The 19,671-nt window shown below is 39.4% G+C and carries 17 protein-coding genes; 10 read left to right on the top strand and 7 right to left on the bottom strand.

What is annotated here, in order from left to right; all coding sequences use genetic code 11:
- The 4 genes from ASG38_RS17875 to ASG38_RS01240 all read left to right on the top strand — a co-directional run.
- Nucleotides 1–514 (top strand): hypothetical protein (locus ASG38_RS17875; protein ID WP_162239633.1); only part of this gene is annotated, 514 nt, incomplete at its 5' end.
- A 73-nt stretch (nucleotides 515–587) separates the two neighbouring features.
- Complete coding sequence (locus ASG38_RS01250) at nucleotides 588–1,682, top strand: phosphotransferase (protein WP_056065985.1); 1,095 nt, start codon at nucleotides 588–590, stop codon at nucleotides 1,680–1,682.
- A complete protein-coding gene (locus tag ASG38_RS01245) occupies nucleotides 1,675–2,619 on the top strand; it encodes a T3SS effector HopA1 family protein (protein WP_056065981.1) in 945 nt (314 codons plus the stop codon). Before ASG38_RS01250 ends, ASG38_RS01245 begins: the two co-directional genes overlap by 8 nt.
- 9 nt (nucleotides 2,620–2,628) lie before the next feature.
- A complete protein-coding gene (locus ASG38_RS01240; protein WP_056065977.1) occupies nucleotides 2,629–3,855 on the top strand; it encodes a lanthionine synthetase LanC family protein in 1,227 nt (408 codons plus the stop codon).
- Between the two features lie 63 nt (nucleotides 3,856–3,918).
- Here the strand turns inward: ASG38_RS01240 and ASG38_RS01235 are convergent, their stop codons facing one another.
- Together ASG38_RS01235 and ASG38_RS01230 are read right to left on the bottom strand one after the other, a co-directional pair.
- Nucleotides 3,919–5,382, bottom strand: coding sequence for an AAA family ATPase (locus ASG38_RS01235; RefSeq protein ID WP_056065975.1), 1,464 nt, complete (start codon nucleotides 5,380–5,382; stop codon nucleotides 3,919–3,921).
- Between the two features lie 44 nt (nucleotides 5,383–5,426).
- Complete coding sequence (locus ASG38_RS01230; RefSeq protein ID WP_056065973.1) at nucleotides 5,427–6,545, bottom strand: VWA domain-containing protein; 1,119 nt, start codon at nucleotides 6,543–6,545, stop codon at nucleotides 5,427–5,429.
- A gap of 160 nt (nucleotides 6,546–6,705) precedes the next feature.
- Here ASG38_RS01230 and ASG38_RS01225 point away from each other — a divergent pair, with 160 nt between their 5' ends.
- Nucleotides 6,706–7,278, top strand: a complete 573-nt coding sequence (locus tag ASG38_RS01225; RefSeq protein WP_056065971.1) for a pentapeptide repeat-containing protein — start codon at nucleotides 6,706–6,708, stop codon at nucleotides 7,276–7,278.
- On the opposite strand, the gene ASG38_RS01220 is transcribed toward ASG38_RS01225, so the two are convergent.
- The 5 genes from ASG38_RS01220 to glyA all read right to left on the bottom strand — a co-directional run bounded on the left by ASG38_RS01220 (nucleotide 7,279) and on the right by glyA (nucleotide 13,458).
- Nucleotides 7,279–7,866 carry a tRNA-(ms[2]io[6]A)-hydroxylase gene (locus ASG38_RS01220; protein WP_056065968.1) on the bottom strand — a complete coding sequence of 196 codons (588 nt, stop codon included), beginning with the start codon at nucleotides 7,864–7,866 and terminating at the stop codon, nucleotides 7,279–7,281.
- 213 nt (nucleotides 7,867–8,079) lie between these two features.
- Nucleotides 8,080–10,230 carry a M56 family metallopeptidase gene (locus ASG38_RS01215; protein WP_056065965.1) on the bottom strand — a complete coding sequence of 717 codons (2,151 nt, stop codon included), beginning with the start codon at nucleotides 10,228–10,230 and terminating at the stop codon, nucleotides 8,080–8,082.
- Nucleotides 10,231–10,249: 19 nt separating this feature from the next.
- On the bottom strand, nucleotides 10,250–10,627 hold the full coding sequence (locus ASG38_RS01210; protein WP_056065963.1) for a BlaI/MecI/CopY family transcriptional regulator: 378 nt from the start codon (nucleotides 10,625–10,627) through the stop codon (nucleotides 10,250–10,252).
- A gap of 7 nt (nucleotides 10,628–10,634) precedes the next feature.
- Nucleotides 10,635–12,011: a serine hydrolase gene (locus ASG38_RS01205; RefSeq protein WP_056065960.1), complete on the bottom strand. Its 1,377-nt coding sequence runs from the start codon at nucleotides 12,009–12,011 to the stop codon at nucleotides 10,635–10,637.
- Nucleotides 12,012–12,183: 172 nt separating this feature from the next.
- On the bottom strand, nucleotides 12,184–13,458 hold the full coding sequence (gene glyA / locus ASG38_RS01200; protein ID WP_056065956.1) for a serine hydroxymethyltransferase: 1,275 nt from the start codon (nucleotides 13,456–13,458) through the stop codon (nucleotides 12,184–12,186).
- Between the two features lie 110 nt (nucleotides 13,459–13,568).
- Here glyA and fahA point away from each other — a divergent pair, with 110 nt between their 5' ends.
- From fahA to ASG38_RS01175, 5 genes are all read left to right on the top strand, one after another.
- Entirely contained in the window at nucleotides 13,569–14,852 is a 1,284-nt protein-coding gene (gene fahA / locus ASG38_RS01195) for a fumarylacetoacetase (protein WP_056065952.1), read from the top strand.
- 114 nt (nucleotides 14,853–14,966) lie between these two features.
- Nucleotides 14,967–16,148 carry a hypothetical protein gene (locus ASG38_RS01190; protein ID WP_056065948.1) on the top strand — a complete coding sequence of 394 codons (1,182 nt, stop codon included), beginning with the start codon at nucleotides 14,967–14,969 and terminating at the stop codon, nucleotides 16,146–16,148.
- 130 nt (nucleotides 16,149–16,278) lie between these two features.
- Nucleotides 16,279–17,136: a hypothetical protein gene (locus tag ASG38_RS01185; RefSeq protein ID WP_056065947.1), complete on the top strand. Its 858-nt coding sequence runs from the start codon at nucleotides 16,279–16,281 to the stop codon at nucleotides 17,134–17,136.
- A 1-nt stretch (nucleotide 17,137) separates the two neighbouring features.
- Entirely contained in the window at nucleotides 17,138–18,607 is a 1,470-nt protein-coding gene (locus ASG38_RS01180) for an N-acetylmuramoyl-L-alanine amidase (RefSeq protein WP_056065944.1), read from the top strand.
- A gap of 455 nt (nucleotides 18,608–19,062) precedes the next feature.
- Nucleotides 19,063–19,671, top strand: a complete 609-nt coding sequence (locus ASG38_RS01175; RefSeq protein ID WP_056065941.1) for a GNAT family N-acetyltransferase — start codon at nucleotides 19,063–19,065, stop codon at nucleotides 19,669–19,671.

Here is a 19,671-nt window from a genome sequence, read left to right as displayed (position 1 = left end):
TCCAACTGTAACTTCATGCATAACAGGAATATCTCCTATTTGTGCTGCACAGCAGGAAGCTAAGTCTGGGGCCGGATTCCCAACGATTCCGGTAACTCAGTGTTTTCCAATTCCTACCGTTCAATGCGTTCCAACCGTAACTTCATGTGTTACCGGGATATCACCAATCTGTAAAGCTCAGGAAGGACTTGTTGGCACACCGGCTACCGAGAATATCCCAACTATCGTTACTCCACAGTGTTTGCCTACATTGCCGCAATCCTGTTTTGCAACTAATCCGGTTATATGCCGTCCTTTACCTACTATGCCAATCATGTGTCCTCCAACACATATGAGTGTTTGTTTCACAAATCCGGTGGCATGTCATTTAACCAACCAGGGCGGTAATGATGGACTAAAAGCAGCGGCAGCGCCAACACTACCGGTAGACCAATGTATTCCAACCGTTAGTTGTATTCCAACAATATCTTGTATACCAACAATTTCCTGTACCGGAATACCATTTATCTGTTAAGAATACTGTATTTCTTCATAAGCCGTGAGAATAAATCTTGCGGCTTATTCTTATAAATCCTAAAAAAACTCCTATGCAGCTAATTCCAGAAAACGTGTACCACTACCTGCACAAAAGGCAGCTTATTGATGAGGAAGCCGTAGTAAGAGGGCATTTTATGGTACATCCGGTAAAAACCCGAAACACGATACTAAAGGTAATTGTAGAACCACATAATTCCCTTTTTGTAAAACAGACAGGAAACGATGCCGTGTCCAAAAGCCTTTTTTTACGGGAAATAAACGCTTATGATTTATTCAAAAACAGCCAGACATTTTCTGCTGTTGCTCCTGTTACTTCACGTCTGTTAGACCATGATGATGAAAACAATGTGATGGTTTTTGAACTGTTGCACAACGCAAAAAACCTGACTGAATATTATATGCTCACTAAAAATTTTGACTTACATCTTGCCCGCGAGCAAGCCTCTATATTGGCTTTATGCCATATCCGACCTAAAGCTGAAACAGATACCTCCCTATTTCCAAAATTACTGCCATGGGTGTTGCAGCTTGACCGTCATACTGCCGATGCTTTTTTTGCAAATAACGAAGCCAGTGCCACTGCCATTCAACTGATTAAGGATAATCCGCTATTGCTAAATGCTTTGTCACAATTGGGTGCTACGTGGCAATATACTCATCTGATTCATGGCGATATCAAATGGATTAATTTTCTGGCTATTGAAAACGAAAACGGAATCAGCCAGAGACTCATTGATTGGGAGTTGGCCGATATTGGTGACCCGATGTGGGATGTAGCCGGACTCCTGCAGTCTTATGTAGCAACGTGGCTACTGGGATTTGACAACAATAACCCTTTCAGCAACAAACTGCCAGAACATATGAAGTTTTATGACCTTAAAAATATGCAGCCATCGGCACAGGCCTTTATCTACCAATATATAGAAGAAAAGACAATTTCGGAGTCAGACCACCCGGCTTTTTTTACACGGTTGATGCAATTTACTGCTGCCAGAATCCTACAGACCAGTATTGAAGGAATCACTTTCAATACTAAAATTGAAGCCAACAATATGCGTTGTATCCAGCTTGCCTTCAACATCATGGAAAATCCTCTGGCTGCTTTAGAAGAATTATTCGACATTAAACTCTACCAATATGTTTAAAGATTCCGCCATCATAAAAGAACTAACCCGGCTCATCAATCAATTGGAGATTACATCTTCGCATATTGTGTTTAGGGGCAAACAATATGCTGTCACTCCGGATACTTTACAGGAATCGCTTACCAGAATTCTGTATTCTGAATGTTATGCCCTTAAAGAATCCTACCAGTCTGATTTGCTTCATAAGCCAAATTACTCCATTGAGAATGATGTTAATTTTATGAGATTGCTTTCCCAAAACAACCATAGCAAAGACCGGATTGAACAGGGCTGGCAGGTCAAAACCAATTATCCTGGCGGTTATGTAGAAGTTGTAAGGCAGGCAGAAAGCCATATTGTTCCATTAAATGCATTAAAAGAAACAGGCGGGCAAAACGTAGCCGTATTTTTCCCGAAAGAAGACCAACACCGGCAACCCACCTTTTATTATGTTTTTGGAAATCAAAATCTCGATTTTTCAAAAAATCTGGTTCGGGTGTATTGGAACATTACAAGTGAAGGCGCACCTGTGCTGATTGACAGTATTACCAAAAAGCTCAACCGCTACAATATTCCATTCCTTTTCAAATGCCTTAACCATCCACAGCTTTATTTCAGGCGCGATGCCGCTGTCTTGTATATTGAAGACACACTACAACACTTACTTGGCCAATTGCTTCCGGAACTGTATGAAGATATAAAAGAATTTCTGGAAGAAGATGTACCTCTTTTTAGCTACCGCTACCAAAAAGGTATGGGCATGGCGGAAAATCCATCTTCACAGGAAAGTTTCGGGATGAACCGCATGGCTATTGTTGCCTCTGTACTTGCAAACTCGGTACCTAAAAACCCCGATGCAGGCACATTGCTTCAGGAAATCGCGACAGCTTTTCAGCAAAAAGGAATCCATCCCGAGACTACCTTTTTAAATAAAGGAACAAAAAAAGCATTCAATTAAAAAACAATCATGGAAACTATATCTAAAAACATCTTTCTGGAAACGGCATGGGAAATTGGCTGTCAATTGATGAAAAACAGCATCTGGCATGGAAATTCCTGTAATTGGCAAGGGTATTCCGTTGAATTTGTGGATGGTGTCTACCAGCCTATTATGAGAACTTTTGGAGCCGATTTGTATTCCGGAACTTCAGGAATTGCACTTTTTCTAACGGCATTATATGCTGAAAGAAAAGACCCAATCCTGCTCAAAACGATAGAAGGAAGTATTGTACAAATACAAAACACTATCGATACTGTACCAGAACTTGGTTTTTATGCCGGAAAGCCCGGCATTGCCTCTGCGCTAATTCATATTGGGAAAGAACTGGATCGGGAAGATTGGATTGAATACGGACTCAGCCTGCTTGACAGTATCGTTCCCTCATCATTGCAGTCACATGAGGTCGATGTTATAAGTGGCGCGGCCGGAACGATTCCCATGCTAATTGACGCTTATAAAGTTTTTCAAAAACAGGAACTTTTAGATAAAGCCATTACACTTGGCCATCTGTTATGTGACAGGGCGGTGAAAAATGAAACTGTATGGTCGTGGGCTACGGTTCCTTCTCCTAAAAACCTAACAGGATTTTCTCATGGTTCATCCGGGGTTGCCCTGGCCTTACTGCAATTGCATGAAATTACCGGAGAGGAAATTTTTCTAAAAGGAGCCGAAGGCGGTTTTAATTATGAAAGACAATCTTTTGATATCTCACAGCAAAACTGGCCTGATTTCAGGGACGGAGTTTCTACTACGGCTGCAAAAGTATGTGGATTAGCCTGGTGCCACGGAGCTCCGGGTATTGCTTTGTCAAGACTAAAAGCCAATCAGGCAAAAGCCGATGCTGTTTTTGTACAGGAAATGAATGTTGCTTTAAAAACGACTGCTTCAAGCATTTATCATGCGCTTACGGATAATCTAAATACCACAAATTACTCTTTATGTCACGGAATTGCAGGCAATGCGGAAATATTGCTCGATTGCGGCGGCATTGAATACCATCAATTAGCAGAAGCTGTGGGAACTGCCGGTATCCAAAAATACCAGAAAAACCGGATTCCATGGCCAACAGGGCTTAACACCGGGCAATATACGCCAGGACTCATGATGGGAATTGCCGGAACAGGTTATTTCTATCTCCGTCTGTTTAATAAAAACAGGCACAAGACTTTTCTGGTTCCGGGGTTGCTAGATTAACAGTGACAGCTCTTTTCCCCTAAGCTGTATGCAAAAAATGCCTCTCAAATGAGAGGCATTTTTTTATAATTTCCGGATATAACTTCCGTAAAGGTCGTTAAACTGGTAGCCTTTGACAATTCTGTCTTTGCTAAGCTTATTGTACTCGACCAGACCCCAAAGCACAAACTCTTTCATAAAGTAAATGTCTTCGGGTGCTACATCTGGCTGATATTTGGCTATCAATGCCCTAAGCGGGATAATAGAATCGAGCTGTTGCTTGTATTCGGCATCAGTCGCATCATCCAAAAGTTCAAAGCCGCTTTCATTGAAAAACCAATCAATTGTATCTTTATAAGGGCTTTTTTCTTCCTGTTTTTCGAGCTTTTCTATTTTGGGAAAATACAGCGAAAAGAAAGTCTTGATGGCATCGCCAATCAAATGTTGGGCTACTGCTCCTGCTCCTTCCTGTTCGCCTTCATAAACCAATTCTACTTTTCCTGTAATGGCAGGAATAATTCCCATAAAATCAGAAAGCCTCAGCGTGGTTTTTTCAGCGCCTGTTTTTAAAGCCCTGCGTTCTGCTGTACTCAATAAGTTTTCAAAAGCCGTAATGCTCAATCGGGCACTTACGCCACTCTTGGCATCAACATACTCACTTTCACGGGCTTCAAAGCTAATCTGTTCCAGCAAATCTTTTGCCAGTGAAGGCACATGCACCAAATTGCTTTGGCGGCTGTCAAGATTGGATTCCTGTTCTGTAATTGTTCTTGCAATTTCGATACTTTCCGGATAATGCGTCAATATCTGCGAACCAATCCTGTCTTTTAGCGGCGTAACTATGCTTCCTCTGTTGGTATAATCTTCAGGGTTAGCAGTAAATATAAATTGCATATCCAAAGCCAAACGTACTTTAAATCCGCGTATCTGTATGTCTCCTTCCTGCAATATGTTGAAAAGTGCTACCTGAATTCTTGCCTGTAAATCCGGCAATTCATTGATAACAAAAATACAGCGGTTGGCTCTCGGTATCATCCCAAAATGGATAACCCGGTCATCCGCATAAGATAGTTTCAGGTTAGCCGCTTTAATCGGGTCTACATCTCCTATAAGGTCGGCTACGGTTACATCTGGTGTGGCCAGCTTTTCAAAAAAGCGTTCGCTCCTGTGTATCCATTCTATGGGTGTGTTATCTCCCTGCTCTGTAATAAGGTCTTTGGCATATCTTGAAATAGGCTGTAACGGGTCGTCATTGATTTCGGAACCGGCTACAATCGGCATCCATTCATCCAATAAATTGACCATCAGTCGTGCCAGACGGGTTTTGGCCTGGCCGCGTAGTCCTAACAGATTAATATTATGGCGTGAAAGTATGGCTCTTTCCAATTCCGGTATAACGGAATCTTCATAACCATGTACGCCTTGAAAAACGGTTTCTCCTTTGCTGATTTTTTCCCGAAGATTGTTACGCAATTCGTCTTTTATGCTTTGGGATTGGTATCCTGATTTTTTTAGTTCTCCCAGGGTTTTTATAGTTTCTGCTTTCATTTTTATTCTTACTCTTTTTATTAGGGATTCTTTTACTTCGTCTGTTATTTTATTCTCTTTTTCCTGTTGGTTTCATAATCTTCAAAAATCATTTCGCCCAAACCTTTCAATCCTGTATAGAACGCCTTTCCTTGATTGGCTTCTGTAAAATAATTGACAAATTGCTGCAAATACGGGTCATTGGCAATCATAAAAGTCGTGATTGGAATATGCAGTTTTCTGGCCTGCTGTGCCATGGCATAACATTTATCAACAATATAATCATCGAGCCCATAACTGTTCATATAATACGAACCGTCCCGTTCGCGTATGCAGCTTGGCTTACCATCCGTTATCATAAAAATCTGCTTGTTGGTATTTCGTTTTCTGCGCAACAAATCCATTGCCAGCTCTAATCCTGCCACCGTATTGGTATGGTATGGACCTACTTTAAGATAAGGCAAATCTTTTATAGCAATTGGCCAGGCATCATTTCCAAACACCAATATATCGAGCGTGTCTTTCGGATATCGGGTAGTAATCAGTTCTGCCAGAGCCATCGCAACTTTTTTGGCCGGCGTGATACGGTCTTCTCCATACAAAATCATACTGTGGCTGATGTCAATCATCAACACGGTACTCATCTGTGCCTTGAATTGGGCATCTTCCACCACCAAATCATCTTCCGTCAGTTTAAAACTTTCGATACCATTATTGACCTGGGCATTTTTCAGGCTTTCCGTCAAAGAAATTCGTTCGAGGCTGTCTCCAAAATGAAATTCCCTGAATTCTCCGGTATGCTCGTCTCCGCTTCCTGAATATTTTGTTTTGTGGTTTCCTGAACCGCTTCGTTTCAGATTTCCAAAAATCTGTTCGAGTGCCTGCTGGCGTATGGCTCGTTCTGTTTTTGACGTAATGGCCAGACCGCCAGAACCGTCATCTTTTATTTCTTCCCGTATGTATCCTTTTTTCTTAAGGTCTTCGATAAAGTCATCAATAGTATAGCTTGAATCTGTCAGTTTATATTCCTTGTCCAGTTCACGAAGCCAATCTATTGCTTCGTCAAAATCGCCTGAAGTGTGCGTTATTAGTTCTTTGAAAATTTCGAAGAGTTTATCAAAAGGAGACAAATCTGGAGCTTCGTATTTTTTGAATAAGAAGCCTTTTCTTTTATTAGTTTCCATAGATGATAAAATTACTATTTAATCAAATGTGATGGTTTGAGCACGGTATTAATTTTTAGTTAAAATGAAAGCCTGCTCCTATCGGATTGTTGACAAGTATTGATGATAATTTTTGGTTGCATTTGAAATTGAAATAGCTTTGCAGTTCATCCAAAGATTTATGACCGATTATATTCACGACCAGAATTACGCCAATGAAGTTTATACAGAAGATGCTTTCAACCTGAAAGAATTTGAGGTTTGCCATTTTTCCAATTGCGATTTTACACGCTGTAATTTTATCGGGGTCACTTTTACGGATTGTACTTTTACCAACTGTGATTTTAGTGGTGCCCGAATCAATCATGTCGCTTTCAGGGGAGTGAATTTTATCGATTGTCAGGTATTGGATGTCAATTTTTCGATGTGCGACAGGTTGATTTTTGAAATCCATTTCAAAGACTGTATCCTGGATTTCTGCAAATTCTATGACCTGACCATGAAGGGCACAACGTTTAGCAATTGCAGTATGATAGCGCTTGATTTTATGAATACTGATTTAACCAACGTTTTGTTTGACCATTGCAACCTGCATAAGACTGTTTTTTCCAACACAACAGCTATCAAGGCTGATTTCACGACAAGCTATAATTTTTCTATTGACCCGGAAAAGAACAAAATCAAAAAAGCCAGCTTTTCATTAGCCGGCCTTAAGGGTTTATTGCAAAAACACGAATTGATTATCAAAGAGTAATTATCCGTGTATGGTTTCTTTCTTGCCATATTTTGCGATGACGGTCGCTTCAAATTCAAGCCATTCCTTCCAACGTTTTTCTACATCAATTCCCTGTCCATACTTTCGGGCATAGGAAATAAATGTAGTATAATGTCCGGCTTCGCTTTCCATCAGGTCGCGGTAAAATTTTGAAAGTTCCTCGTCATTGATATTTTCCGAAAGCACTTTAAAACGCTCGCAGCTTCGGGCTTCAATCATGGCCGAAAAAAGCATTCTTTCAACAAATCCGGAAACACGGCTTCCGGTATTACTGCGTTTCATATATTGCGCCAGCTCTCCAACATATTCATCTTTACGTTCACGACCCAGCTTTAATCCACGTTTCTTGATGATTTCATGAACCATTTCAAAATGCTCAATTTCTTCTTTAGCCAGGGCCAGCATATCCGTTACCAAATCCGGATATTCCGAATTGATTGTAATAATTGTAATTGCATTAGAGGCTGCCTTTTGTTCGCACCAGGCATGGTCTGTCAGTATTTCTTCAATATTGGTTTCAACAATGTTCACCCATCTTGGGTCTGTTGGCAATTTTAAACGTAGCATGGACATAGCGAATAATTTAGGTTGCAAATTTAGGGATTTGTTTTTGAAGGTGCTACGGTACTAAGGGTCTAAGTGGCTTTGAAACTATAAAAAACATCAAAAGGAACCCGATAATGAACGGATTCCTTCTGCCTACTAAACTCAATAACAAATTTAATTTTTGATTTTTTGATTTGATGATGATTGAAACTCTGCTGATTAGACAGTTTTTTTTTAGGATTTTACAGGCTTTACTGCATCTTTAAGATTCTGATTTGCGGAATCAAAATTGTAGTATAGGGCACTGCTATTAGGTTTCAGGTATTTTGTTGGCTTAGTATATGTGTTCCCGATAACCGCTTCACCATAGAAAATAATATTATCGCTGTTAAGCTTGTAAGACGGGTTATTCAAATTGGCAATGGCTTTTTCTTTGATTACAACCGGAATAATCTGGCCATTTATACTATTGGGAACATCGGTACTTCCTGTTTTTTGTCCCCAGTTTTCTTTATAAACCTTTAAAAGACTGTCTTTACTAAACTTTATTTTTTGCAAGTCCAGTTGTTTTATCTTTTTGATTTCAATCATTTCTGCTTTTTTCAGCCTAAACTTAGCTTTCTGGTCTATCAGCCACAAATCTCTTTTTTCTTTCAGTGCATCAGCCTGTACCATTTTTTCAACCAAAAGCTTATCTTTTTCTTTCATTTTAATTACAAGAAGCTCGTCATTCTCTTTTAACTTTTTAACAAGAGCATTATCGGCTTTTATCTTATCGGTAATAACACAAATTCCTGATTTTTGTGCTTCTTCAAACGTCATTGGCCTAACAATCTGATAGGTAGTACCAACAGATTTTCTGTCTTTTTCTGCTTGAATCATTGCTTTTTCATGCTCTTCCATAGCCTTTTTGTGCTTTTTCATAGCTTTTTCGTGTTCCTTCCAGACTTTTTTATCTTCTTTTTGGACTTTTTCATGCTCCTTCATAGCTATTCTATGCTTCTTCATGGCCTTATCATGTTCCTCCATGGCAATTCCATGTTCTTTCATTGCAATTTCATGTTCCTTTTTAGCCTTTTCAAATTCAACTTGTGCCTGTGAAGCTTCAGCCTCATATTTTTTGGCTTCATCATCAGATAGTGTACCTTGTTGTTGGGCTTTTTGGGCTTCAGCTTTTGCTGTTTCAGCCTTTACCTTTGCCGCTTCCGCCTCAACTTTTGCTATTTCGGCTGCTTTATGTGCCTCTTGTGCTGCAATTTCTGCCTGTCGGATTTCCTCTCCTTCAGACAGCTTAGCTCTAGTAAGGCCTTTCAGATATGCAATTTCAACCTTATTTTCCTTTTCGGCTGTTTTAGCTGTCGTTGCCTTCGTATTGGAACAAGCCAAAGAAAAGGTTAGCATGATAATAATACACACTGACAGAAAAGTCTTTTCAACAGTATTCAGCGACTTATTATTATCTTGGATGATGCGTTTTGCTCTGGCTAAAAGCTGGTTCTTGTTTTTTCCAAAACCCAATGCCAATTCGTTCTGCTTCATATTGTATTCCTGAAAAGAAACCAAAGCATGAATGAACTTCGATTTGCTTTGCGTGATTGTAACGGCAATATCATCACAGCAGTTTTCTCTTTCATCTTTGATTAATGAAGATATCCAAAGAACACCCGGATTAAAGAAAAATAAGATTTCGGCAAAGCTTTGTAACAGATTAATAAAATAATCTTTACGTCTGATATGTGCCAGTTCATGCAATAATATTGCTTCTATCTGGTCTTGCGGAAGATGGGAAAGCAATCCTACAGGAACCAATATGATTGGCTTAAAAAAACCTGTAACCGAAGGTACTTTCACCAACTGCGATTCTAAAAGCACAATCGGTTTGCTGATGCCTAATTTCTTGCTCAGGTCTGCCACTTTGCTGCTCCAAAATTCAGGTGCATTATGAACTTTATAGTTTCGTATTCTGTAAACATGGGTCAGGTTTCTGAAAATTCCGAAGCATTTTATGGCAAAAATCAGGAACCAGACTACTACAATTGTTGTAGCATATTGGTTAAGATAGCTTATGCTTTCTTCGAAATAATCGGGAGCAATTGCTGACGGGCCCGTAAATGTATTTTGCAATTCCGGATTTGTTCCGGCAATCATTATTGCATCCGGCTCTATGGCAATTTCCTGATGGTATTCGTAATTAAATGTAAAACCGACTGCTATTAGAAACATCACGAACAATCCTGACAGCACATTATAACGAATCGCTGCTTTGGATTTTCTTGTAAACACTATAACCAATCCGGCTAAAATAGCCAGAACCAATCCTTGCCACACTGAATGTATCAGTGTCCAGGAGATTGCCTTCAATATGTTTTCATTGGGCATAATCATAGTCTGAATTTTTAAGTTGTTATTTTTTCTTGTCTAACTTATCCAAAAGGCTTCGAATTTCTTCGATTTCTTCCCGGGTTGTTTTTTTATTGCCAAGCAGCTGCATTACCAGGCTACTGCTGGAACCATTATAAAGCGCATCGACAAATTTTTCCAAAAGAAATCCTTTTGTTTTCTTTTCTTCTATTGCCGGACTGTAGACGTGCTTCATTTGAGTCTTATCGCTAACAAGCATTCCTTTTTCAGTCATAATCTGCATCAATTTTAAGGTTGATGTATACTGAACGGCTCTTTTTTGCTCGTTAAGCTGGTCGTTTACAAATCGTACAGTCGAAGGACCAAACTGCCATAAGACTTGTAAAATTTCTAATTCTGATTTTGTGGGTTCTGCCTGCATATCCTGTCTATTTAATTTTTACGGCCTCAGAACGGACTGAGAGCTCTGGTTGTGTAACAATATATTTCGAAATTTTATTATTCTCTGCTACAAATTCATAGAAAACTTCGGGTTGGTAACCATCAGCCAAAAATTTATTTTCTGAAATTGGAATCAGTTCCAGCTTTTGTTCTGCATTGAGCTTTGTGTAAAGCTTTCCTTTTTCAAAAAGCAATTCCCTTTCATTTCCTTTCTCCGTTTTATAAATTCCTACTATTTCTTCCATTTTTTTCTTATCTGCCTTATAAATTGGCTCAAAGAGGATGTTCCTGATTTCGGCTTGAGGAATTTTCGTGTTTTGGTTCATTGCATTTTGAAGTATAATTATAGTGCAATTGCGGTCGAGATAGCGGGCAATATAAGTTACATAGCCTGACCAACCGCCACTATGGGATGCTATTTTCCCATACAGGCTGCTTGTCGAAACTTTCCATCCAAAACCATAATTGGTTGCTTTGCCGCTTTGGGTAGGATACGAACTAAAAATCAATTCTTTGTCCTGCTTATTGACCAACTTATCTGTATATAATGCCTGGTCCCATAACAGCAGGTCGGTTGTAGTCGAATTAACCATACCATCGCCAACGATTCCGTCAAGATAAATCGTAAAATAATCTTTGCTGATTTCATCTGGTGTGGCTAGTCTTTTAAGACTGTCCGAATAAATATATCCTTTGGTGACATCTTTGACTTTTTCAGGCTTAAACCATCTTCTGTAAACTCTTGTATCGTTCATTTTTAATGGTTTGAAAATGTTTTCCGCCAAATAATCGCCATAACTTTTCCCGGATGCCTTTTCTATGATACTGGCCAATAAGGCATAACCCGTATTGCTGTATTCATGTTTTTCGCCCGGTTTAAATACAACCGGAGGCTTCTTTTTAACGAACAGGTCAATAATGGTTTGGTTTGTTGCAAAACCATCGTGATTTTCTTCCTGACTCATAAGCTCCATATAATCCGGAAGTCCTCCGGTATGCACCAGAAGGTTTTTAATCGTAATGTCATTGTACATTGACAATTCCGGTAAAAATTTGCTGATGGGGTCGTCATACGAAAGTTTCCCTTGCTTTTGCAACAGAACAATTCCCATTGCGGTAAATTGCTTGGAAACGGAAGCCAGTTCAAAAACTGACTTGCCGGTCAGTTTTTCCTTTGCCTTGATGTCGGAATAACCGAACGATTTCTGATAAATGACCTTGCCCTTTTCTGCAATCAGGACATTGCCGTTAAATGAGCCATCGTTTACAGCAGATTGGAACAGACTATCCAACTTTTCAGTTTTAGTCTGCGCTACTGCAAGCTGCAAAAAAAAGATGGCAGAGATTGTGATTAGTTTTACCATTTGATTGATGATGATAGTTATTAAATAAACAATTATTTATTTTGATTAAACCAAAGGTAGGAAATTTTTCGTACGAAAATATTATTAGCCTATTTTTTTTCAAAAAAAATTTTTATCCAATAAAAAAGCCCATACAAAATGTATGGGCTTAGTCCTATTTTTTGACTTGTGATTAATAAACAAAAATGGGTCTTTCGCTCATCATTTCGTTTACTTCATCAGCAATCTGCTCTAAAAGTTCTTCATTGGTATGGTCCTGAATCACTCTGTCCATTAAATCAACAATGGTTTCCATATCTGCCTCTACCAAACCTCTGGTTGTGATTGCAGCAGTTCCTACGCGAATACCGGAAGTAACAAACGGAGATTTATCATCAAACGGAACCATGTTTTTGTTTACAGTGATTTCAGCTTTTACCAATGCATTTTCGGCTTCTTTACCTGAAATATTTTTATTTCTAAGGTCAATCAGCATCATGTGGTTGTCTGTACCACCGGAAATGATATTATAACCTCTTTTTACAAAAGCGGCTGCCATTGCTTTGGCATTTTTCTGCAACTGTCTTGCATAAGTAAAAAACTCGTCAGACAAAGCTTCTCCAAAAGCGACAGCTTTAGCTGCAATGATGTGCTCTAACGGACCACCCTGGTTTCCAGGAAAAACGGCAGCATCCAATAAAGACGACATCATTCTGATTTCACCTTTTGGTGTTTTGATACCAAATGGGTTTTCAAAATCTTTCCCCATCAGAATCATACCACCACGTGGTCCTCTTAATGTTTTGTGGGTAGTTGTGGTTACGATATGGCAATGCGGAATCGGGTCGTTCATCAATCCTTTGGCAATCAATCCGGCCGGATGCGAAATATCGGCCATCAAAATAGCACCAACGCTATCAGCAATTTCTCTAAAACGGGCAAAATCCATATCACGGGAATAGGCCGAAGCACCCGCGATAATCAATTTCGGTTGTTCTTTAGTAGCAACTTCCTGAATTTTATCATAATTCAGCAATCCTGTTTCCTGGTCAACGCCATAAAATACAGGGTGGTATAATTTACCTGAAAAGTTTACCGGAGAACCGTGCGTCAGGTGGCCACCATGAGAAAGGTCAAAACCCAGAATCTTATCTCCAGGTTTTAAGCAGGCATGGTAAACTGATGCGTTAGCCTGTGACCCTGAATGTGGCTGTACATTGGCATACTCAGCACCAAACAAAGCTTTTGCCCTGTCAATCGCAATCTGTTCGATTACGTCTACTACTTCACAGCCACCATAGTATCTTTTACCTGGATAGCCTTCAGCATATTTATTAGTTAGTATTGAACCTGCCGCCTCAAGCACTTGGTCACTCACAAAGTTCTCGGAAGCAATCAGTTCCAATCCGTGGATTTGTCTGTCTTGTTCTTCTAATATTAAGTCAAAAATTTGTTCGTCGCGTAGCATTTGATAATTTTTTGTTAATTTGAGGACAAAAATACAAAAAGCGTTTGTTAAAATGCCATATAACGATATATTTGATACTTGATTTATAAACAAATAAACTAACAATAATAATGCCTATAACAGCAAACGACCCAAATAGGAAATCATGGCTGGAAGTACCACAAGACAGCGATTTTCCTATACAGAATATACCTTTTGGAGTTTTCCTTACTAAAGATGATGTAGTCACAATCGGAACAAGGATTGGTGACTATGCCATTGACCTTGGTGCCCTACAGCAATTGAACTATTTTGAAGGAATTGACCTGACTGACGATATGTTCATGCAGGACACCCTAAACGATTTTATCTCTGACGGAAAAAAAACATGGCGATTGGTGAGAAACAGGATTGCCGATATTTTTGACGCTACCAATTCCGAACTAAGAGATAACGAAAAACACAGAGAAACGGTTATCTTTAAGATAGAAGATGTTGAAATGCAACTGCCGGTATTGATTGGTGATTATACTGATTTCTATTCCAGCAGAGAACATGCTACCAACGTTGGAAAAATGTTCCGCGACCCTGAAAATGCCCTGCTTCCTAACTGGCTTCATATTCCTGTAGGCTATCACGGAAGAAGCTCAACCATTGTGCCTTCCGGAATTCCTGTTCACAGACCAATGGGACAGACTTTGCCTAATGGTGAAACGACTCCTGTATTTGGACCGTCAAGATTGGTTGATTTTGAATTGGAAACTGCTTTCATTACGACCGATGCCAATATTATGGGAGAAAATATCCCGGTACATGAAGCGGAAGATTATATTTTCGGGATGGTTCTTTTGAACGACTGGAGCGCCAGGGATATCCAAAAGTGGGAATATGTCCCGCTAGGACCATTCCTTGCAAAAAACTTCGCCTCTTCTATTTCACCCTGGATTGTAACTATGGATGCTTTGGAGCCTTTCCGTACAAAAGGTCCAAATCAAGACCCTATGCCGCTGCCTTACTTACAGGAAAAAGGCAAGAAAACTTTCGACATTAATCTCGAAGTTTCCCTACAGCCGGAAAATGCAGAACCTACAGTTATCTCAAAATCAAACTTTAAGTACATGTACTGGAGTATGAGCCAGCAATTGGCGCACCACACTTCTAACGGCTGCCGTGTCAATTCAGGCGATATGATGGGCTCCGGAACTATTTCCGGTCCTACACCAGACAGTTTCGGCTCAATGTTGGAATTGACCTGGGGCGGAAAAAATCCGCTTACTATGAGCGACGGTACAGAACGTAAGTTCATTAATGATGGCGATACGGTCATTATGAAAGGCTATTGCAAAAAAGACAATGTCAGAATTGGATTTGGTGAGGTTTCCAGCAAATTGCTACCTCCTTTTTTCAGAAAATAACAGACTCTCTATATTTTACAAAAGCTCCGGTATTCCGGGGCTTTTTTGTTTTGGTACCCAAAGCAGAAAACACTTTGAAAAAAGATATATATTTGCTTAAAATTTTTAACATTTATGAAGAAGATTACTCTCCTGTTTTTAGTATTTGCTTTAGCGTCCTGCGGCGTAAAACAAACTACCAATATGTTAACCAGCGGTGATTATGATGGAGCTATTGACAATGCCGTAAACAGTCTCCGCTCCAACAAAGACAAAAAAGGAAAACAGGACTATATCTACTTACTCGAAGAGGCCTTTGCCAAAGCAAAAGAACGGGACTTGCGCGACATCCAATTCCTGGCAAAAGACGCCAATCCAAGAAATCTGGAACGCATCTATACGACCTATGTTCAATTAAACAACCGCCAGGAAAAAATACGGCCGCTTTTGCCTTTGCGTCTGATGAAAGAAAACAGAAATGCCATCTTTCCGTTTGAAGATTATACTGACCAGATTGTAAACAGCAAAAATGCGCTTTCAAAATATCTTTATGACAATGCCAAAGCCTTATTGTTGACTAAAGACAAAATGACAAGCCGCCGTGCCTATGACGACCTTCTTTATCTTGACCAAATCAATCCGGGTTTTAAAGATGTCCGTAAGCTTATGGATGAAGCCCAATTGAAAGGCACTGATTTCGTAAATGTCTATATGAGAAACGAAACCAATATGGTTATCCCAATTCGTCTGCAAAACGACCTTTTGGATTTCAGTACCAACGGATTGAATGACAAATGGACGGTATATCACAGCAGCAAGCAAAAAGGCGTGAATTATGATTTTGAGATTGTAGTAAACTTCCGCCAAATCAATATCTCTCCGGAACAGGTAAAAGAAAAACAATTCATTAAAGAAAAACAGATTAAGGACGGTGTAAAAAACCTGACAGATTCACGTGGTAATGTAGTCAAAGACAGTTTGGGTAATGTGATTAAGGTTGACAAATTTAAAACGATTAAGGTTGACATCTATGAATTTACGCAATTCAAAGCCGCGCAGGTAACTGCCAAAGTAGATTACATCGACTACAAATCCGGCCAATTATTGCAGACTTTCCCACTAACCAGTGAATTTATTTTTGAGAACATCTACTCTACTTACCGTGGTGACAGAAGGGCTGCAGACGAATCGTATTATACTTACTTCAATCAAAAAGCAGTTCCTTTCCCGTCTAATGAACAGATGATTTATGATACAGGAGAAGATTTAAAGGTAAAACTGAAAAATATTATTTCCCGAAACAGCATCAGAAGATAATTCTTAAAAAACAACCGTAAACACTAGGTTTCACATCGTATAACGAATTAAATTACAATAAATTAACATAATTAGTATTTATTTATAAGATTTTATAGGTTAAATTTATCACAACCTAAATTTATCAATTATGAATAAAACTACTATGTTATGCTCATTCCTTATGAGCTTATCGGTGTATGCGCAAAAAATCGAGGATTTTGAGCGCATTGAGGTAGACGGTTTTTACACCAATCCTCTCTTTTCTCCTACCGGAGAATATGTACTCTTAACCGGAGAACACCTTAAAGGTGTCTATCTTCTGGAATTGAAAACCAATACAGTAAAGCCAATTTCTGACAAACAAGGCAGCGGTTATGCTTATGTCTGGGACAAATCGGGTGATTCTTTTTACTTTAAAGAAAAATCCGATAAGGAATATTTCTCAAATGCTAAGGTTATTAATTATAATATCCGGGATAATTATTCTAAAAAGGTAGAAAATATTGACCCAAACTATCTACCGTCTTACAGAGGTGCTTCAAAAAAGGGAGACAATCAGGTTGTGGTGTATACCAATCTGGCGAACTTAAAAATTGAAGCCAAAGATTTAGCTACTTCAAAACAATGGGTTGTAACCAATGATGAAGGCCAATTCTACAATGCCATGCTTTCTAACGATGGCAAAAAAGTAGCCGTACATAACGGAGCCGATATCTATATTTATGATATTGACGGAAAAACCAAAGGCAGAAAAATCGGAACAGGAATCGCCACCGCCTGGTCTGATGATGACTCCTATCTTATCGGGTTTTTAGACGAAAGCGAAAACGGGCATACCGTTAGCAATTCAGAACTCTATCTTTTTGATGTCGAAAAAGGCAAAACCAAAAAGATTACGAATACTGAAGTGATTTTTGAAATGTTTCCGACCATCCACAAGGACAAAGTCATTTTCTCTGATGACAAAACCGGAAGACTCTTTATCGCAACTCTAAAAATGAATTAAGATGAAAAAGACAGCCTTTATATTTGGTTTATTGCTATGCTCTTTAGGAATAAACGCACAGATAGTTGTACTTGACCCTGGACATGGTTATGGAACCAGCACAAGTGACAATCCGGACGGAAGGACGGCCACAGAAATAGAAACAGCTCTTGCTGTTGCCCAAAAAACAAAAGCTCTGATTGATAACAGTTGTACATGGACTGTGCATCTTACCAGAACAACCAACGTAAACGGATGGATTTCTGTCAACCAGAGAGCTACAATGTCTAATAACTGGAATGCCGACCGTCTTTTAAGTATTCACTGTAATGCAGGTGGAGGAACCGGAACAGAGACTTTTTACTGTACTGCTGATGACACCAATACAGCTCCTGATATTGCTTTTGCACAAAAAATTCAAGCTGATATGGTCACTCACGGTTCCTGGACCAACAGACGTTGTGTAGAAGACAACAGCTTTTTAGCCTACCATTTAGGAGTTCTGAGATATTCTTCAGCAACAGCCTGTTTGAATGAAATTGGTTTTGTTGATACTACGTCAGACGCGGCAAAATTAAACAGCAATACCTGGAGAGACAGCTTTGCCCTGGCCTATTTTAATGCGTTCAAATCCAATTTAAATCTTACGTGTAGTGCGGTAGCCGCTCCTGGAACTTTTTCGCTGACACTTACACCGGAATGTAGTGGGACCTCTACACAAAACCGTTTGAACTGGACAGCTTCAAGCAATGCTACCGGATATGACATTTACAGAAACGGCGCATTATATGCCAGCAATATTACAGGAACACAATACATCAACACACTTGTAACCGGTGGTACAACTTACACCTACTATGTTATTGCTAAAAACAGCTCCGGAACAAGAACAAATTCTAACGGAACGCTTTCTGCTTCAACTCTGGTTTGTAATGCTACACCGGGAAGTTTCACCATATCAGCAACAGCAACCTGTAGCGGGACACAAAGTGCCATCAATGTTACCTGGACAACTTCCAGCAATGCTACTTCTTATGATATTTACAGAAACGGAAACCTGTATGCTCCTGACGTAACAGGAAATTCATTCCTGAATACGTATCTGATTACTGCCGGAACCAGCTATTCTTACTATATCAAGGCTAAAAATGCCAATGGTTCTGTCAACAACTCCAACGGAACAATTAGCAGAACTGCTATTAGCTGTGGCTCCGGTAGGGCCGCAAGCCCGATTGGAAAATCAGAATTGGACGTGAAAATTTATCCAAATCCAAACAACGGGCAGTTTACAATTACTGTTGACAAAGCTTCTGCCGGCGATGTTCAGTATGCAATATATGATATTACAGGTAAGGTAATCGAATCGAAAAGCATCGAAAGTGACGGCCGTTTGGAAACCGCAGTTGATATTTCAAGACTTCCATCCGGAACTTACATTATCAACGTAACAACAGACAATCAGGAATTTACCAAAAAGATTATCAAAAACTAAAAAACCTTTCCAATCCAAAAACAGAAATCCGGAGTCCAAAAGACTTCGGATTTTTTTGTGACATTTCTACAACATTTTGTTAAAAACCGTCAACACCTGAAATTATTATATTTTTTGTGTACATTTGCACCGATGAATAATTACAAGTTACATACAACTTCTATCCTACGGACAGTTCCTGCACTAACTTCGCGGGTTGTGCGGTCATAATCTGTACCGCCAAAGTTTAACGAGTCCTAAAACCTTTATTCATTTTTTATTTTTCAGTTTTGAAATTTCCAATCATTTTACAGGGATATTACTATCCTGACTTGACTACAACATCTTTATTTTTTTCAGCTTCGGCCAGTTTCCGGCCTTAGGTCTGCTATATTTCTATGAAATAGGTCCGTCCTGTTTCCTCCTTCCGCAAAATTAATATCACCTTATTTTTTAACCCAATCTTACATTTAAAAATGAATGTAACCATCTGTATTGCTCAGAAAGAGCACTATAAGTTCGCGCAGGAAATTTGCGATACCATGGAAGCGTCGGCACTTTTAAGAGGCACAGGAATTGCCAAAAGGTCGCCCGAGTACATCCAGAAAAAAATGGAAAACAACGATGCCATAATCGCTTTGGAAAATGGAAAATTTGCAGGTTTCTGTTACATTGAAAGCTGGGAACATGGCCAGTTTGTAGCCAATTCCGGACTCATCGTGCATCCTGATTTTCGTCACCTCGGACTTGCCAAAAAAATCAAGAAGAAAGTCTTTGAATACTCCCAGGAAAAATATCCGGGAGCAAAAATTTTCGGGATCACGACAGGCCTGGCAGTAATGAAAATCAATTCCGACTTAGGATACAAACCCGTTCCTTTTTCTGAACTGACAACCGACCCTACCTTTTGGGCCGGATGCAAAGGCTGCACCAATTATGACATTCTGGAACGAAAAGAATTCAAAATGTGCCTCTGTACAGGAATGCTTTATGACCCGGAAAACAAAAAAACGGAAGAGGTGAAATTCAATAAAAAAGTGCTGACAAGATTGAAACAAATCAAGCAGACATTTCTAAAAAAATAA

Source organism: Flavobacterium sp. Leaf359 (assembly GCF_001423985.1).
Taxonomy (GTDB): domain Bacteria; phylum Bacteroidota; class Bacteroidia; order Flavobacteriales; family Flavobacteriaceae; genus Flavobacterium; species Flavobacterium lindanitolerans.
This window is presented reverse-complemented; position numbering and strand designations above follow the sequence as displayed.

What these genes read in the sequence shown, in the direction of transcription:
- ASG38_RS01250 (WP_056065985.1), top strand. Translation starts at nt 588, where the DNA reads ATGCAGCTAATTCCAGAAAACGTGTACCACTACCTGCACAAAAGGCAG.
- ASG38_RS01245 (WP_056065981.1), top strand. Translation starts at nt 1,675, where the DNA reads ATGTTTAAAGATTCCGCCATCATAAAAGAACTAACCCGGCTCATCAAT.
- ASG38_RS01240 (WP_056065977.1), top strand. Translation starts at nt 2,629, where the DNA reads ATGGAAACTATATCTAAAAACATCTTTCTGGAAACGGCATGGGAAATT.
- ASG38_RS01235 (WP_056065975.1), bottom strand. Translation starts at nt 5,382, where the DNA reads ATGAAAGCAGAAACTATAAAAACCCTGGGAGAACTAAAAAAATCAGGA.
- ASG38_RS01230 (WP_056065973.1), bottom strand. Translation starts at nt 6,545, where the DNA reads ATGGAAACTAATAAAAGAAAAGGCTTCTTATTCAAAAAATACGAAGCT.
- ASG38_RS01225 (WP_056065971.1), top strand. Translation starts at nt 6,706, where the DNA reads ATGACCGATTATATTCACGACCAGAATTACGCCAATGAAGTTTATACA.
- ASG38_RS01220 (WP_056065968.1), bottom strand. Translation starts at nt 7,866, where the DNA reads ATGCTACGTTTAAAATTGCCAACAGACCCAAGATGGGTGAACATTGTT.
- ASG38_RS01215 (WP_056065965.1), bottom strand. Translation starts at nt 10,230, where the DNA reads ATGATTATGCCCAATGAAAACATATTGAAGGCAATCTCCTGGACACTG.
- ASG38_RS01210 (WP_056065963.1), bottom strand. Translation starts at nt 10,627, where the DNA reads ATGCAGGCAGAACCCACAAAATCAGAATTAGAAATTTTACAAGTCTTA.
- ASG38_RS01205 (WP_056065960.1), bottom strand. Translation starts at nt 12,011, where the DNA reads ATGGTAAAACTAATCACAATCTCTGCCATCTTTTTTTTGCAGCTTGCA.
- glyA (WP_056065956.1), bottom strand. Translation starts at nt 13,458, where the DNA reads ATGCTACGCGACGAACAAATTTTTGACTTAATATTAGAAGAACAAGAC.
- fahA (WP_056065952.1), top strand. Translation starts at nt 13,569, where the DNA reads ATGCCTATAACAGCAAACGACCCAAATAGGAAATCATGGCTGGAAGTA.
- ASG38_RS01190 (WP_056065948.1), top strand. Translation starts at nt 14,967, where the DNA reads ATGAAGAAGATTACTCTCCTGTTTTTAGTATTTGCTTTAGCGTCCTGC.
- ASG38_RS01185 (WP_056065947.1), top strand. Translation starts at nt 16,279, where the DNA reads ATGAATAAAACTACTATGTTATGCTCATTCCTTATGAGCTTATCGGTG.
- ASG38_RS01180 (WP_056065944.1), top strand. Translation starts at nt 17,138, where the DNA reads ATGAAAAAGACAGCCTTTATATTTGGTTTATTGCTATGCTCTTTAGGA.
- ASG38_RS01175 (WP_056065941.1), top strand. Translation starts at nt 19,063, where the DNA reads ATGAATGTAACCATCTGTATTGCTCAGAAAGAGCACTATAAGTTCGCG.